We start from the raw sequence: 15,790 nt of genomic DNA, 5'->3' as shown, positions 1-15,790 counted from the left end.
TGTTATCTTTGTTCGCTGCTCTAATAAATTAAAAATAGTACATGGGTTTAGTTACCGCGAAAGAAGTTGCAAAGGCAATAAATGTTGATAAGTACGGAGTTTTTGGTACTTTTTCAGGCTGGATTCTTATGAAGGTTCTTAAGATCTCTACCCTTAATAAAATTTACGATCATAATAAACATTTAGAAGACGTCGCTTTTTTAAACGGGATTTTAGATGAGATGGAAATCAAATTTGAAATTCCTGAAGAAGATTTAAAACGTTTACCTAAAGATGGCGCATATATTACCATTTCAAATCATCCACTTGGAGGAATTGATGGTATATTACTTTTGAAATTAATGCTTGAAAGAGAACCCAATTTCAAGATTATTGCTAACTTTTTATTACACCGAATTGTTCCGCTTAAAAAATACATCATGCCTGTTAATCCTTTTGAAAATCATAAGGATGCAAAATCTAGCGTTGTTGGAATTAAAGAAACTTTACGCCATTTAAGTGACGGAAAACCATTGGGAATTTTCCCTGCTGGAGAAGTTTCGACTTATAAAGACGGAAAACTTGTTGTAGATAAACCTTGGGAAGAAGGTGCTTTGAAGCTAATTCGCAAAGCAAAAGTTCCAGTTGTTCCTATTTATTTTCATGCTAAAAACAGCAGATTATTTTATTGGCTTTCTAAAATTGATGATACTTTGCGTACGGCAAAATTACCATCAGAATTACTTACACAAAGAGACCGTGTAATTAAAGTTCGTATTGGAAAACCAATTTCTGTGAACGAGCAAAACGAAATCGAATCATTTGAAGAATATTCAGAGTTTTTAAGAAAGAAAACCTACATGCTGGCAAATCCTTTTGAAAAGGATACCAAGCTAATTGATACAGCAAGCTTAAAAATTCCGAAAGCACCTAAAAAAATTGCAACCCCAGCCAACGAAACACAAATGATTGCTGAAGTTGATGCATTAAGAGGCAGTGATTGCCGTTTATTGCAAAGCAAAAACTATGAAGTATTTTTTGCGGGAGCAAAATCGATTCCAAATGTGTTGCATGAAATTGGCCGTCTACGCGAAATCACTTTTCGTGAAGTTGGTGAAGGGACAAATGAATCTATTGATTTAGATAAATTTGACCAATATTACCACCATATGTTTTTATGGGATGATGAAACCAAAAAAATTGCCGGTGCTTACCGCATGGGATTAGGTTCTGAAATTTATCCAAAATACGGAATCGAAGGTTTCTATTTGAACGATCTTTTTAGATTCGAGCCTGAACTGCATGATATGATGCATAAATCGATCGAAATGGGCCGAGCTTTTATCATCAAGGACTATCAACAAAAACCAATGCCTTTATTCTTGTTATGGAAAGGTATTATTCATACTACTTTACGTTATCCGGAACATAAGTATTTATTAGGCGGTGTTAGTATCAGCAACCAATTTTCTGATTTCTCTAAATCATTGATGATTGAATTCATGAAATCAAATTATTACGATCCGTATATTGCGCAATACATTCATCCGAAAAAAGCCTATAAAGTAAAATTGAAAGATGCAGATAAAGACTTTATCTTCGATGAAGCAGAATCAGACTTAAATAAATTTGACAAAATTATTGACGAATTAGAACCAGGAAATTTACGTTTACCGGTTTTAATCAAAAAGTACATCAAGCAAAATGCGCGTGTTGTAGCTTTTAACGTTGATCCTTTGTTTAATAACGCGATTGACGGTTTGATGTACATTAGAATCGCCGATATTCCCGAAAGCACAATGAAACCTGTTATCGAAGAATTTCAAATAGAATTAGAGCGTAAATTATCCGAGAAGGAAGATTAAGTAAATGCCTTATATAAAATTAAAAAATCCCATTCACGTACGAGAATGGGATTTTTTATTACAATTTTTATTTAAAACTAATTGGAGTTATTCGATTCCAATTTCATTAATTTCTTCAAATTGGTTTTTAGGATCTGTACCATATTGATTAGAGCCTCTTGTTCCTTCTGTTGCCAAAAAAAACCAAGAGAACAATTGCACCAAAAGGAATAAAAGCAATTAGAAAAAACCAGCCACTTTTACCAATATCATGTAATCTTCTAACAAGAACTGCTAAATTTGGTATCATAACTGCTAACGAATAAACCGTAAAACAAATATAACCTAAGGCAATTCCGTTGCCAGCTCCAACCTTGCCGTTTAAAATTGCTCCAATTAGGCCTCCAATTACCAAAAAAGAAATCAAAATGCAAAGACCAGCCAGGCCAAAATACCAATATTCACTTCTTCTTGCTCGTCCTTTAAAATTTGCATAGTTTTCAAAAACTACTTTTTTGTACCATTTAATCATAATTATTATTTGCTATTAATTTGACAATATTTTATAAAAAAAATCTCATTTGAAAATGAGATTTTTTGTTTTAGAACCAAGGCTTTTTACCCGCTTGATACGTTTGATAAAATTCATCATCAGATTTAGTCAAATAGATTATTCCTTCAGCTACTCCAACAAGACCTCCAAGCCCGAAAGTTACCATACTTACAATAAGCTGAATAATCCCTTCTTTTTTATACCCTAAATAAAACTTATGAGCTCCAAATGATCCTAATAAAATTCCTAGAACTCCTGCAACTACTTTTTTGTTCTCTGCTTTTCCGTTTTCCATTTTATTGATTTATAAATTTATAATTGTGTTTTAAAGCTTAGTATGCTTTATTCAAGAAATACATCCTTGAAATTTCGTGCGAAATTATAAATCTAAAAAACCTTAATATCCCACAATAAGCCAGTGTTATATTAAAAAAAGGCAATTTTAAAACAGATACATTCAAAAAAAAATCCCACTCTATCGAATGGGATTTATAATATTTTAAAACCAAGGTTTTCTGCCAACTTGGTAAGTCTCGTAAAACTCTTCATCTGATTTTGTAAGGTAAATAATTCCTTCAATAAGGCCAATAACAGCCCCTATTCCGCAAATAAAACCCAAGATGAGTTGAATAACGCCCTCTTTCGTATAACCTAAATAAAATTTATGAATTCCAAATACGCCTAATAAAATTGCAAAGATTCCGCTAACCACTTTTTTATTTTCTTGCTTGGTATTTCCAAACTCTGATTGTGTATTTTCCATATTCTTATTTTTAAATTAAATTTATAATGGGAAGTAAATCAATATTAAAAAAAATCCCGTTCACATGATGAACGGGATTTATATGTTTTAGAACCAGCCTTTTTTACCTACTTGGTATGTTTGGTAGAATTCTTCATCTGATTTTGTCAGATAGATAATTCCTTCAACAAATCCGATTATACCTCCAAGGCCACAAGTAACAATACTTATTACTAATTGAATTATCCCTTCTTGAGTATATCCTAATATAAATTTATGAATTCCTAAGTATCCAAAAATTAAAGCAAGAACTCCTGCTAATACTTTTTTATTCTCTTGTTTTGGTCCTGCTGGGGTGTTCCAAGCTTCTTGTTTGGTAGTTTCCATTTTTAGTTATTTATTAATTTAATTATTGTAATTCAACGTTTCCGATTTCATTAATTTCTTCTATTTCACTTTTTGGATCTGCCCCATAATAGTTTTCACCAGAATCTCCTTCAGTTAAAAGCAAAATCAACAGCCAAATTGGGCCAGCTAATGGAATTAAAGCTACAAGAAATGTCCAGCCGCTTTTACCAATATCGTGCATTCTTCGAACTGTAACAGACAATGATGGAATGAATGTCAAAAGAGAATAAAGAGCTAAAAGTCCAAATCCTAAACCTACAGCCAAAGGACCATTATCAGTAACAGCATATATAATCACTGATAATATGATAAACAAGAAGAAAATAACTGCAGTTGCTAAACGAAAATACCAGTATTCGCTTCTTCTAGCTCTTCCTGTAAAATTTGCATAGTTCTCAAAAAGTGCCGTTTTGTACCATTCAATCATAATTAAGAAAATTATTTAGTTAATCCCTACTCTTTTTAGGATTTTCGGTTGCTCCTTTTATAAAATTTTGTTAAAAAAATCACAACAATATTAAAAAAAAATAATCTTAAAAACTAATTCTCAATGTTACTTTTAAAGAAAAGACTTGTTATTAAAAACTAAATTGCATTACATAAAAAAGGATAACTCTTTAAACCTTAAAATCATTGGCTTTATCGTCATAAAGCGTTTTGATTTTATCTACAATAACCTGAGCTAAACGTTCGTGACTTTCAAAAGTCCATCCTGCTATATGAGGTGTGAGCAAAGCATTTTTAGCTTCCAATAAATATTGAAATGCTTCTGGAGTGTTTTTATCTTGAAAAAGAGTCTCAAAAGATAATTTTTCATACTCTAAAACATCCAGACCAGCACCCAGAATCTTTTTAGCCTTCATTGCATCAACTAAATCAGCTGTGACTATGTTTTTGCCGCGCGAAGTATTTATAATCCAAAATGGCTTCGAAAATGCGTTTATAAAATCAGTATTAACCATTTTATCTGTTTCTGGAGTCCATGGAAGATGCAAACTCAAAACATCGGCTTTTTGCTGCAAATGTTGCAATGAAACTTGCTTGGCATTTTCATCACCCACATTTTCCAAAATATCATAACACAAAACTTCTGTTTCAAAACCGCGAAGTTTTTTTGCAAAGGCTTTCCCCATATTTCCGTATCCGATAATTCCAACCGTTTTTCCATCTAATTCGTGACCCCGATTGCTTTCTCGATTCCAATGTCCAGCTTTTATTTCGGCGTCGGCCTGATTCAAATTATTAAACAAAGACAAAATAACACCCAGAGAGTGTTCTGCAACAGCGTTGCGATTACCTTCTGGAGCCGCAATTAAGCGTATGCCTTTTGTCTCCGCATAATCACAGTCGATACTTTCTAAACCGGCGCCAACTCTGGCAATAAACTGTAAATTGGTCGCTTTATCTAAAAAAGTTTTATCAATTTTAAAACGGCTTCGAATAACAATTCCGTTGTAATCTTGAATTTTGGCTTCAATTTCTTCTTTAGAAGATTTAAAATCGGCGTGGTTTACAAAACCTGCTTCTTCTAACTGTGACCACAGAATTGGGTTATTGCTGTCTATATGCAGAATTTTTATGCTCATTATTTTTGAATTTTATATAGCAAAAATACGTTTAATTCTTTAAGATATGACCCAAATATTAATCTCGAAAGTCTCTTTGTATAAGTCAGATTTTGCATATTTTAAACACATTTTTATTCTTAGGCAATATTTGATGATTGCTTGTCCCTACGGATAAAATTTTTTATTGGTCAGATTTTTTTTAACTTTGGAAATACACCTCAAAAATTCGCTTCCTTTAAATTCTCAGAACTTCATTAAAATGAAATTAACAAAAACTTTTAAATCCTTTTTTGAAAATGAAAAATCAGGAGGTTTGCTCTTGCTGTTTGTTACGATAATTTCACTTTCTCTGGCAAACTCTTCTTTTCAAAACGAATTTATTGGTTTTTGGGAAAAAGATTTAGGCGGACATTCGATCACACATTGGATTAACGATGGTTTGATGACGATTTTCTTTTTATTGATCGGGTTAGAATTAGAGCGCGAAATTTACCATGGCGAATTATCCAGCATAAAAAATGCTTCTTTGCCTATTATGGCTGCTTTTGGCGGCATGCTGGTTCCTGCTGCTATATTTCTCGCTTTAAATTTCGGAACTGACACTCAAAACGGAGCTGGAATTCCGATGGCGACAGATATTGCCTTTGCCATTGGAATATTATCGCTATTAGGCAATAAAGTTCCGGCTTCATTAAAAGTATTTTTAACAGCTTTAGCAGTTATAGACGACTTAGGCGCCATCATTGTTATTGCAGTTTTTTATACTACTTCTATAGCTTTTATAAATCTTGCAATTGCTTTGGGGATTTGGGTTTTCTTATTCATTTTAAACAGAATGAAAATTCATAACTTAATTCCGTATTTAATTGGAGGCGTTGTGATGTGGTATTTCATGCTTAATTCTGGCGTTCATGCTACCATTACTGGTGTTATTTTAGCCTTTGTTATTCCGTTTGGCGATGGAGGCGAAAAATCGTCCTCTTATAAACTCCAGCACTTTTTACATAAACCTGTTGCCTTTGTAATTTTGCCTTTATTCGCGATTGCAAATACATGCATCGCGATTGAATCAGACTGGCATGAAGGTTTGAGTCATCCAAATACTTTCGGAATTATTCTAGGTCTGGTTCTTGGAAAACCAGTAGGTATTTTGCTTTTTTCATCTATTGGCGTTAGCGCAGGTTTGTGTGCTTTGCCAAAAAGTTTAAAATGGTCTCATATTTTAGGTGCCGGAATGTTGGGTGGCATTGGCTTTACCATGTCCATTTTCATTACCATTTTGGCTTTTAAAGATCCTGAAACCATCGTTTTTTCTAAAATCGCTATTTTAATTGCCTCGATACTTTCTGGAATTTTTGGATTTGTTTATTTGAAATACATCTTGAAAAAAAGAAAAGCAACTAGAAATTAAAGTTTAAAACATATAAATAAATTAAGACATGAAATTAACTTATATCCTTTTTGCTGTTTTATTATTGTGCTCTTGTAATAAAAAAACTGAGTCTGCCTCTGAAGAAATTATTCCTAAAGATACTGTAATTGCTCCGACCACTAAAACGCAAGAATCAATAGAAGGCATTTATAAAACATATTCTGATTCTAACAATTCAGAAGAATGCGGAATTTCTCTTGAAATAAATAAAACAAAAGACGGTTACAGCTATTTTTTAAAAACAAAAACCAGACAGTTAAAAGGAAAAGCAAATTTTACTAAAAGTGAATCTGGTGAAAAATATTTAGTTTTAGAAGGAATAAAATGGGATGAATACGAAGGAGATATCAGCCATGAAGAAGATTCTTTATCAGAATCTGAACCAAAAGAATTAGAGATTCCTGTTGGCATTGACGCAAGTTATGTTAAAGATACACTTACGATTCAGAATTATGGCAATGCTATGAATTCGTATACAAAGCTTTCTGAATGTGGAAGTAAGTACATTCAACTTATAAAGAAAGGAAAATCAAATAAATAAAATTACTTCGACTTTTCGTTAACGCTAGAGTTCAAAAATCCAATTACTCATCGCATTGCCTTAATAATTAACTTTAAAACTTACTATTATGATCGCAAGAATATGGCATGGAAAAACAAGAATTGAAGATTCTGAAGCTTATACCGCTTTTACAAGAAAGACTGCAATTCCGGATTACTCAAAAACAGACGGTTTTATAAAATTATCTTTTTTACGAAACATCAAAAACGGAGAAGCCCATTTTACACTGATCACATATTGGGAAAACCTGGAAGTTATTAAAAACTTTGCTGGAGAAGATTTTGAAAAAGCAAAATATTATCCTGAAGACAATGATTTTCTTTTGGAGTTTGAAGAAAAAGTAGCGCATTTTGAGGTTTTTGCTTGAAACATTTATGAAGCAACCTCCCAATATTTGTCATTTCGATCCCGAGGCTTCGGGATCGAAATGACACAAAAGCCAGCTCTCTTCAAAAACAAAAATTTCCAAACCTCAACAAAATTGGAATTTGGAATTTTTAAAATATTGGAATTTAAATAATCTACCCTTTTATTTGCTTCAAAGAAGTCTTAATTCCTTTAATTAAAGAGGAACTAAATCCATTATGTTCCATCTCGTTCAAACCAACGATTGTACAGCCCTGTGGTGTTGTTACACGGTCAATTAATTGTTCTGGATGTACTTTTTCTTCTAAAAGCATTTTTGCTGCACCTTTTACAGTTTGAGCAGCAATTGCCAATGCCGTTTGAGAATCAAAACCAATTTCGATTCCGGCCTGCATAGACGCGCGAATGTATCTTAAAGCATACGCCGTTCCGCATGCTCCTAAAACCGTTGCTGCATCCATTAATTTTTCGTCAATAACAGGAGCGGTTCCTAAATCCTGAAATAAATCAACAATTGGCAGCGCTTTTTCTCTATCTTTTTCAGGGAAGGAAATACAAGTCGCTGATTCGCCAAACTGCGCCGCAATATTCGGCATAATCCTGATTACGGGATATTCGTTATTTGTTTTAGACTGAAGTGCATCAAGAGACAATCCGCTAACTGCTGAAGCTATTGTTTTGCCTTTAATTACTGGCAAAATTTCAGCAAAAACAGTATCGACTTGATACGGTTTTATAGTTAAAATTACCACATCAGCTTCTTTAATGTTATGTTTATTATCTGAAGAAACCGTGATTCCGTATTCTGATAAATATTGAATACTCGCAATATTTCTTCTTGTAACTGTAACTTGGTTGTTTTTAGAGAATTTAGCAATTCCCAAGGCAATAGAAACCCCAAGATTTCCTCCTCCTATTATGTGTACTTTCATTCTTCTTGGTTTTAATTTGTTTGACGCTAGTTAACAGTCTATTTTCCGCCTACAAATTACATAGATTTTAGAGATCTTAAATCACTGAAATTTATTAATTTGTGGCAAAAATTTAAAATCCAAGAATCATTTTGGCAACTCCAAAATAGAGCATAATCCCGAAAACGTCATTGGTTGTTGTGATAAACGGACCTGTAGCAATTGCAGGGTCAATTTTATTTTTATGAAGAAAAAGAGGCACAAGAGTTCCTAAGGTTGCAGCGAATAAAATTACTACAATCATCGAAATTGAAATTGCCATACCCACTAAATATTGCTGGTACATAACAGAATGGTAGCCCAACAGCAATAAGGAAATAATCGTTCCTGAAATCATAGAAACGCTGATTTCTTTACTAAAATAGCTACGGCTAAATTCTTTCAAAGTTCCGTTAGCCAAACCTTGCACTACAATAGCGGATGCTTGGACACCTATATTTCCTGCAGTTGCCGAAAGCAAAGGCACAAAAATAATTAAGGTTGAATATTTTTGAAATGTAGCTTCGTTACCTTTTAAAACAAAAGATGCTACAATTTCAATCACCATTCCGATTAAAAGCCAAGGCAAACGCGCTTTTGTGAGTTCAAGAACGCTGTCATTTGATTCTACGTCTTGTGTAATACCCGCCGCCAACTGGTAATCCTTATCGGCTTCATCCTTGATTACGTCTACGATATCATCAATAGTAATTCTTCCAACCAGACGACCTAATTCATCTACAACTGGAATAGCCTCTAAATCGTATTTCTGCATGATACGTGCTACCTCAACATCTTCGGTATCTACGTTCACAAAATTTAACTTTCGAATATAAATATCTCCAATTTGTGTTTTGGTTGATGTCGTCAACAAATCTTTTAATGATAATCTTCCTTTAAGGCGGTTTTCATCATCAACAACATATATCGAATGAACGCGCGAAACATTTTCTGCCTGAATACGCATTTCTTTCACACAAGTTAGTACATTCCAATTTTCATTGACTTTTACTAACTCTTTACCCATTAAACCACCTGCAGAATTTTCGTCGTAACGCAATAAGTCTACAATATCTTTTGCGTGTTCAACGTCAATCATTTCAGAGATTACCTCTGCTTTTATTTCCTGCGAAAGTTCAGCGATAATATCCGCCGCATCATTCGTTTCAAGCTCATCAAGCTCTTCTGCAATTTCTTTAGGCGAAAGTCGGCTTAAGATGTTTTCACGCAAATCATCTTCTAATTCAAGAAGAATCTCTGCAGTTTTATCACTATCTAAAACCTTAAAAATATAGGTCGCTTCGTCGAAATCCAGTTCATCCAGGATTTCGGCGATATCAGCATGGTGCAGATCATTAAGCAAAACTTCAAGTTCTTTGTCGTTTTTGTTAACAATATGCTCTTCTAATTGGTGGATTAATTCTTTACTAACTTTGAACTCCATCGGCTTCTATTTTTTGAGTCAGTTCAATAAATTCTTCTACACTAAGTTGCTCGGGACGTTTATCAAAGATAGTGTCTAATCGCAAATTATCAGTTAAATTTAATGTTTTCAAACTGTTACGTAATGTTTTTCGTCTTTGCTGAAAAGCAGTTTTCACTACCGTAAAGAACAACTTTTCGCCACATGGAAGACTATAATCTTCCTTTCGGGTCATTTTCATCACACCCGATTTCACCTTGGGCGGAGGAATAAAAACATTTTCGTCGACAGTAAATAAATACTCTGTGTCATAGAAAGCCTGAGCTAAAACAGATAAAATTCCGTAAGCCTTTGAGCCTTTTTTCTCGCAGATTCGTTCAGCAACTTCTTTCTGGAACATCCCGGAAAATTCTGGAATCTGATGTTTGAATTCTAAAGTCCTAAAAACAATCTGTGTTGAAATATTATAAGGAAAATTACCGATTATTGCGAATTGTTTGTTTTCGTAAACCTCGTTAATATTGTATTTCAGGAAATCCTGAGAGATAATTTTATCTTTTAATTTTGGATAATTTTCACCCAAATACACTACAGATTCTCCGTCTATCTCAATCACGTGTGTATTAATTGGCTTATCAAGCAAATACTTAGTCAACACACCCATTCCTGGTCCTATTTCTAAAACCTCATCGTATCCTTTTAAGCTCAAAGTATCTGCAATTGCTTTTGCAATACTTTCGTCTTTCAGGAAGTGTTGTCCTAAATGTTTTTTGGCTTTTACTTTTTCCATTTTCTTTTTTAGATTGCAGATTTTTAGACTTCTTAGATTGTTAGATTTTAGTAAGTTTAAAATCTGAAGTCTAATGATCTAAATCTCTTTTAATGTTCCGAAATAACTTCTAACTCCGTTCTGAAAGAAAGCATTTTATCAGCAAATAACCCTAAAGCTTCTCTATGAAATGCTGGTTCATCTTCGATATAAAACTTCTCTAAAGTTTCTTTGCTGTCGGTATTGTATTGAACTGAATAGGTAATTCCACCCATTTCCTCTTCAATTAAAACTCTGACAATTCGGGCAGAAGAAAATTTTTGCGTAGCTAGAATTTCGGGTATATGTTTTTCCTGCATCCATTTTAACCATTGGTCATGAACGCTTTCATGTATATTTGTGGTAACGTTGTAAATAATCATTTTCTTTTAGATTGTTAGATTTCTTAGATCTTTAGACTACTTAGATTTCAGAAAGTCTAAAGATTTAAGAATCTATTTTATAAATTCTTGTCTCCTCTTAACTCGCGGTATTTTTTTCTGGCATCAACAAAGTAAATACTGTCTTGATGATTAAAAATTACCTTTTCATATAAAGGCTTTGCCTTTTCTGTATCGTGCAATTCGTCATTGTAAATTTCTGCCGAAAAAAACAGCGCTTCATCCATATAAATTCCGTCACTATGATTGTCAATGATTTGCTGGTATTGGCTTAGAGCCGAATTATAATCTTTTAGACTTTCATAGATTTTACCTAAACGCAACATGGTTACAGCTTCAATTTCTTGGCCTTTAAAGGTTTTTAAAATATTCTGAAACTGGGCAATAGCTTCTGGTTTTTTATTCTGATAAATTAAAAAATCGCCCTTTGCAAATTGCTTTAATGCTGTTTGCGTCGAATCAGCTACGGTATTGTCGTTTATCAATAAAAAATATTCCAGCGCATCATTTGCAATCAATTGCGTATTGGCCGACTTCAATTCTTTAAATTGTTTTAAAGCCCATTCAAAATCAGTTTTAAAATAACTTGTTTTCGCCGCTTTTAAACTCGCTTCGTGCGACATGACATCATTCTTTAAATCCAATTGAATTTGAGAATAATAAATTAATGCCTGATTGAATTTCTCCTGCAAAAGCAAGATATCTCCCAACTCCATTTTAGCATCTGCCTCTTGATAATCATTCAAATTGAGTTCTAAAGCTCGTTTGACAATCGTTATTCCTTCTTCAGGCTTTTTTAAATTAAAAGCGACAAAATGCGCCTGAAGTAATTGCAAAGATAAGGTAAAAGGAGTTATATCGTAGGTTGCCAGCAATTGTTGTAGCTCAGTATTGATAATTGGATAATCTTTATCCTGTGCCTTATCAATTTTAATTTCCATTAGATAATAATTCGTCTGAATCAATAAATCTAAGTCTTTGGTATTAAGAAGGATAAAATTCAGAATTTCAGATGCTGTTTCTGTGTCATCTTCATTCAATGCAAATTGACTCAGATTAACAATACTCGAAAGTGACTCTGGATCTCGCTTGTAAATTGCTTTTTCTTGAATAAATGCTTTTCCAAATTCTTTTTGCTGTACATAAAACCAACTCAAATAATGATTCCAGAATACATCTTGATCTTTCTGCGTTTTCAGGATTAATGCTTTTCGCATTGCATCTTTAAAAGCAGTATTATCGGTTTCACCGTTCATAAAACGCGATAACTGTGTCTGGATCAAATTGGCATTTTGCGGGTTCTGAAACGATTCTGTCAGCAAAAGATCAATCATTTGATCTGTTTTCCCTAACTGTCCGTACAACATTCCGATTTGGAAATTGAAATTGTAATTCGGCTGTACTTGCATTGCGGTCTGATAAGCTTTTAAAGCATATTCCAATAACACTTTTTTCTCAAAAGAATTTCCAATTCCGTAAACATCATTTGGATTCGTTTTTATTTTTTCTATTGCCTGATCGTAGTAGTTTTTAGCTTTAGCTTCGTTTTTCTGCAATTGAAAATTATAACCCAATTCAACTAAAAAAACACCTTGCTTGTATTTGTTATAACGATCTTGAATCGATTTTTCGGCCAAAGCAAACTGCAGCAGCTGCTGATAACAATCGATCGTTTTTAAAAAATATTGAGTATTCGACGGCACATTACGCAAAAGTTCTTCGTAACTTATTTTAGCTTTTTCGAAATCACCTTTATCGTAGTAATATTGAGCAAGTTGCTCATTTTGAGACATTGCAAAAGTTGACCACAACAAAACGATATAGATAAAGATGTTTTTCATATTTCAGTTTTTTAAGTCGCAGTTGAAGTCACAGTGTTCAGTATTCAGTCGCAGTTTATAGTTACAGTTGAAACTGAAAACTGTAACTGCGACTGTAAACTTTTTTAATTTATAATGTCAAATCCGCAGTAAGGGCGTAAAACTTCTGGAATTACGATTCCTTCCGGTGTTTGGTAATTTTCTAAAATTCCGGCCAAAACTCGTGGCAAAGCCAATGAACTTCCGTTCAAAGTATGCGCTAATTGATTTTTTCCGTCTTTGTCTTTAAAACGTAACTTCAAGCGGTTAGCCTGAAAAGTTTCGAAGTTAGAAACTGAACTAATTTCTAACCAGCGATCCTGCGCTGTAGAAAACACTTCAAAATCATAAGTCAAAGCAGATGTGAAACCCATATCGCCACCACATAAACGTAAAACACGGTATGGCAATTTTAATTCCTTTAAAATATCTTTTACGTGTTCTACCATTCCGTCAAGTGCTTCATAAGACTTATCAGGATGTTCGATACGTACGATTTCTACTTTATCAAATTGGTGCAAACGATTTAATCCGCGTACGTGCGCTCCATAAGAACCTGCTTCACGACGGAAACACGGTGTGTAAGCCGTGTGTAAAACTGGCAATTCGCTTTCACTTAAAAGTACATCGCGGAATAAATTGGTAACCGGAACTTCAGCAGTCGGAATCAAATATAAATCATCAATTGTTGAATGATACATTTGTCCTTCTTTATCTGGCAATTGTCCTGTTCCGTATCCTGAAGCTTCATTTACCAAATGAGGCACTTGCACTTCGTTGTATCCTGCTGCAGTATTTTTATCTAAAAAATAATTGATTAGGGCACGCTGTAGACGAGCACCTTTTCCTTTATAAACTGGAAAACCTGCACCTGTAATTTTTACACCTAATTCGAAATCGATGATATCGTATTTTTTTACCAATTCCCAGTGAGGCTGAGCACCTTCGTGCAAAACAGGAATATCTCCTTCTTGAAAAACATTCAAATTGTCATCTGGTGTTTTTCCTTCAGGAACAATATCAGCCGGAAGATTTGGCAAAGTGTATAATTTATTGGTCAATTCAGTTGCTAGAGCTTCTGCTTTTTCGCTTAATTCTTTGCTTTTTTCTTTTAATGAAACGGTTTTTTCTTTTAAAATTGCGGCTTTAGATTTCTCTCCCGCTTTCATTAATTCGCCTATATCTTTGGACAATTTATTAGATTCTGATAAAGTATTATCTAACTCAACTTGTGCAGCACGACGATTTTCGTCTAATTGCACTACCTCTTCTACAACACTTTTAGCATCGATATTTCGTTTTGCTAAAGCCTTGATTACTTTCTCTTGATTCTCTCTAATAAATGCGATTTGTAACATAGCTTGGTTTTTATAACTAGTATTTTTATATAAAGGAAGCAAATTTAAGGAAATGTTTGCTAAGAATAAGACAAAGTTTGTGCGGAAAAAGTTATTTCACAGCGTTGGACTGCGATAAAACATCTATTAGCAAAATTTTTTCAAAATTAAACATTATAATTCTTAGTGAATCTTAGTGAATTTGCGTAATTTTCTTTTCCAAAGAATTTTAAACAAAGTAAAACATCATGAATGAAAATAGCGCTTTACTAGTAATGGACAATATTAACCAGCCTTCAGGATTCAACAGTTATAGTCGAAAATATAGCCCAAGCAATAAAAGTTGCAAGAAGCAAAAACATTCCAATTATTTACGCCACCCTTGGTTTCAAAAATGGAGCATCTGAAATTAGTCCTAACAATAAAACTTTTGCAAAAACCAGAGAACACATCATCAACATTAATTTTGACGATTTTACAAAAGTTCATCCGGCATTAGCGCCACAGGAAAACGATATACAAGTAATAAAACGTCGCATAAGTGCATTTGCAGGAAGCGCATTAGAAGTTGTTTTAAGATCGAAAGATATTAAACATCTTGTAATGACTGGCTATGCAACAAGCGGTATTGTTTTATCAACTACAACAGAAGCTGCTGATAAAGATTATAAAATCACTATTTTATCTGATGGCTGTGCCGATACTGATGAAGAAGTACATCATGTTTTGACTACTAAAGTTTTTCTTCGATATGCCAACGTAACGACAATCAAAGAATGGGAGAATTCGTAATTTTGTTCTAAAGTTATTCTCAGAGATGCACTAAAATTACACAGCGATTCACAAAGCTCTTTTTTAAAATCTTAGTGAAACTTAGCGGTCTTTGTGTCTCTGCGAAATTATTCCATAAAAAAAAACGGAAACAACTTTTAAAAAGCCGTTTCCGTTTTTATGCTGCATCTCAAAAAAATTAAGATTTAGCAATAAGATCAATAGTTATCTAGTATAAACCGTGATAACACCCGCTGCATCTTTCACTTTTAATTCTTTAAGCGTAAGATTCACGATATCTTGAGTTTTAGTTACACCATTTACAACTGTAGTTATGTTATTGTGTGATCTAGAATAAATTCCTGATTGAACTGTTAATGCACAAGCAGTTACAGCTGAATCATAATTTCCAACATTTATTGTGTTATCCAATTTAAGTTCGATATAATCTTTGCTGCAATTGTTTGCATTTTCGATTGGATCAACCAAAGTTTCAGTTCCGTTTATAACAGTTCCTGTTTTGCTAAGATCCCATTTTCCTTCTAATGGTACTAATGTTTCTCCTTCATTGTCATCGCTGCTGCAAGAGGTTGTAAATAAGCCAACGCTTAAGATAAGGGCGAGTAATAAGCTTCTGATTTTCATGTCTGATTTGTTTAAAATTAATAGTGCTAAATTAATTCTAAAGCTGTGGGAAATGTTACACAAATTTCTTCATCATTTACATAATTATTAGAAAATCGTAAGTAAATTCATAAAATTACACCAAGAAGTGTAAGCTTTACGT

General features: G+C 33.5%; 18 protein-coding genes. 5 read left to right on the top strand and 13 right to left on the bottom strand.

What is annotated here, in order from left to right; genetic code table 11:
* Window positions 1–41 precede the first annotated feature (41 nt).
* Window positions 42–1,844 (top strand): GNAT family N-acyltransferase, encoded by a 1,803-nt coding sequence (locus IR010_RS08570; RefSeq protein ID WP_029271085.1) that lies wholly within the window; start codon window positions 42–44, stop codon window positions 1,842–1,844.
* Window positions 1,845–1,992: 148 nt separating this feature from the next.
* Here the strand turns inward: IR010_RS08570 and IR010_RS08565 are convergent, their stop codons facing one another.
* From IR010_RS08565 to IR010_RS08540, 6 genes are all read right to left on the bottom strand, one after another.
* On the bottom strand, window positions 1,993–2,355 hold the full coding sequence (locus IR010_RS08565; protein WP_317174441.1) for a DUF805 domain-containing protein: 363 nt from the start codon (window positions 2,353–2,355) through the stop codon (window positions 1,993–1,995).
* 70 nt (window positions 2,356–2,425) lie between these two features.
* Window positions 2,426–2,671, bottom strand: coding sequence for a TM2 domain-containing protein (locus IR010_RS08560; protein ID WP_194567389.1), 246 nt, complete (start codon window positions 2,669–2,671; stop codon window positions 2,426–2,428).
* 204 nt (window positions 2,672–2,875) lie between these two features.
* Window positions 2,876–3,139 carry a TM2 domain-containing protein gene (locus tag IR010_RS08555; protein WP_194567390.1) on the bottom strand — a complete coding sequence of 88 codons (264 nt, stop codon included), beginning with the start codon at window positions 3,137–3,139 and terminating at the stop codon, window positions 2,876–2,878.
* Between the two features lie 87 nt (window positions 3,140–3,226).
* On the bottom strand, window positions 3,227–3,505 hold the full coding sequence (locus IR010_RS08550) for a TM2 domain-containing protein (protein ID WP_029271093.1): 279 nt from the start codon (window positions 3,503–3,505) through the stop codon (window positions 3,227–3,229).
* A gap of 22 nt (window positions 3,506–3,527) precedes the next feature.
* Entirely contained in the window at window positions 3,528–3,953 is a 426-nt protein-coding gene (locus IR010_RS08545) for a DUF805 domain-containing protein (protein WP_194567391.1), read from the bottom strand.
* A gap of 190 nt (window positions 3,954–4,143) precedes the next feature.
* On the bottom strand, window positions 4,144–5,112 hold the full coding sequence (locus tag IR010_RS08540) for a 2-hydroxyacid dehydrogenase (protein ID WP_194567392.1): 969 nt from the start codon (window positions 5,110–5,112) through the stop codon (window positions 4,144–4,146).
* Window positions 5,113–5,353: 241 nt separating this feature from the next.
* Between IR010_RS08540 and nhaA the strand changes: the two genes are divergently transcribed.
* The 3 genes from nhaA (at window position 5,354) to IR010_RS08525 (ending at window position 7,455) form a co-directional block, all read left to right on the top strand.
* On the top strand, window positions 5,354–6,505 hold the full coding sequence (gene nhaA, locus IR010_RS08535) for a Na+/H+ antiporter NhaA (protein WP_194603063.1): 1,152 nt from the start codon (window positions 5,354–5,356) through the stop codon (window positions 6,503–6,505).
* Between the two features lie 28 nt (window positions 6,506–6,533).
* Complete coding sequence (locus tag IR010_RS08530; protein ID WP_194603060.1) at window positions 6,534–7,067, top strand: hypothetical protein; 534 nt, start codon at window positions 6,534–6,536, stop codon at window positions 7,065–7,067.
* An 88-nt stretch (window positions 7,068–7,155) separates the two neighbouring features.
* Window positions 7,156–7,455: an antibiotic biosynthesis monooxygenase family protein gene (locus IR010_RS08525; protein ID WP_228515127.1), complete on the top strand. Its 300-nt coding sequence runs from the start codon at window positions 7,156–7,158 to the stop codon at window positions 7,453–7,455.
* 154 nt (window positions 7,456–7,609) lie between these two features.
* Here the strand turns inward: IR010_RS08525 and proC are convergent, their stop codons facing one another.
* The 6 genes from proC to serS form a co-directional block, all read right to left on the bottom strand.
* Window positions 7,610–8,386: a pyrroline-5-carboxylate reductase gene (gene proC / locus IR010_RS08520; RefSeq protein ID WP_194603057.1), complete on the bottom strand. Its 777-nt coding sequence runs from the start codon at window positions 8,384–8,386 to the stop codon at window positions 7,610–7,612.
* 112 nt (window positions 8,387–8,498) lie between these two features.
* Window positions 8,499–9,848, bottom strand: a complete 1,350-nt coding sequence (mgtE, locus tag IR010_RS08515) for a magnesium transporter (RefSeq protein ID WP_029271102.1) — start codon at window positions 9,846–9,848, stop codon at window positions 8,499–8,501.
* A complete protein-coding gene (gene rsmA, locus IR010_RS08510; RefSeq protein ID WP_029271104.1) occupies window positions 9,832–10,617 on the bottom strand; it encodes a 16S rRNA (adenine(1518)-N(6)/adenine(1519)-N(6))-dimethyltransferase RsmA in 786 nt (261 codons plus the stop codon). Before rsmA ends, mgtE begins: the two co-directional genes overlap by 17 nt.
* Before the next feature lie 89 nt (window positions 10,618–10,706).
* Window positions 10,707–11,018 carry a DUF4286 family protein gene (locus IR010_RS08505; protein ID WP_194603054.1) on the bottom strand — a complete coding sequence of 104 codons (312 nt, stop codon included), beginning with the start codon at window positions 11,016–11,018 and terminating at the stop codon, window positions 10,707–10,709.
* Between the two features lie 77 nt (window positions 11,019–11,095).
* On the bottom strand, window positions 11,096–12,877 hold the full coding sequence (locus IR010_RS08500; RefSeq protein WP_194603051.1) for a tetratricopeptide repeat protein: 1,782 nt from the start codon (window positions 12,875–12,877) through the stop codon (window positions 11,096–11,098).
* 104 nt (window positions 12,878–12,981) lie between these two features.
* A complete protein-coding gene (gene serS / locus IR010_RS08495) occupies window positions 12,982–14,253 on the bottom strand; it encodes a serine--tRNA ligase (RefSeq protein WP_029271110.1) in 1,272 nt (423 codons plus the stop codon).
* A 261-nt stretch (window positions 14,254–14,514) separates the two neighbouring features.
* Here serS and IR010_RS08490 point away from each other — a divergent pair, with 261 nt between their 5' ends.
* Entirely contained in the window at window positions 14,515–15,024 is a 510-nt protein-coding gene (locus IR010_RS08490; RefSeq protein WP_317174445.1) for a cysteine hydrolase, read from the top strand.
* Between the two features lie 204 nt (window positions 15,025–15,228).
* Here IR010_RS08490 and IR010_RS08485 read toward each other — a convergent pair whose 3' ends face one another.
* Window positions 15,229–15,648, bottom strand: coding sequence for a lipocalin family protein (locus IR010_RS08485; RefSeq protein WP_194603048.1), 420 nt, complete (start codon window positions 15,646–15,648; stop codon window positions 15,229–15,231).
* Between the last annotated feature and the right edge of the window lie 142 nt (window positions 15,649–15,790).

This window comes from Flavobacterium sp. MR2016-29, from assembly GCF_015350695.1.
GTDB lineage: Bacteria > Bacteroidota > Bacteroidia > Flavobacteriales > Flavobacteriaceae > Flavobacterium.
This window is presented reverse-complemented; position numbering and strand designations above follow the sequence as displayed.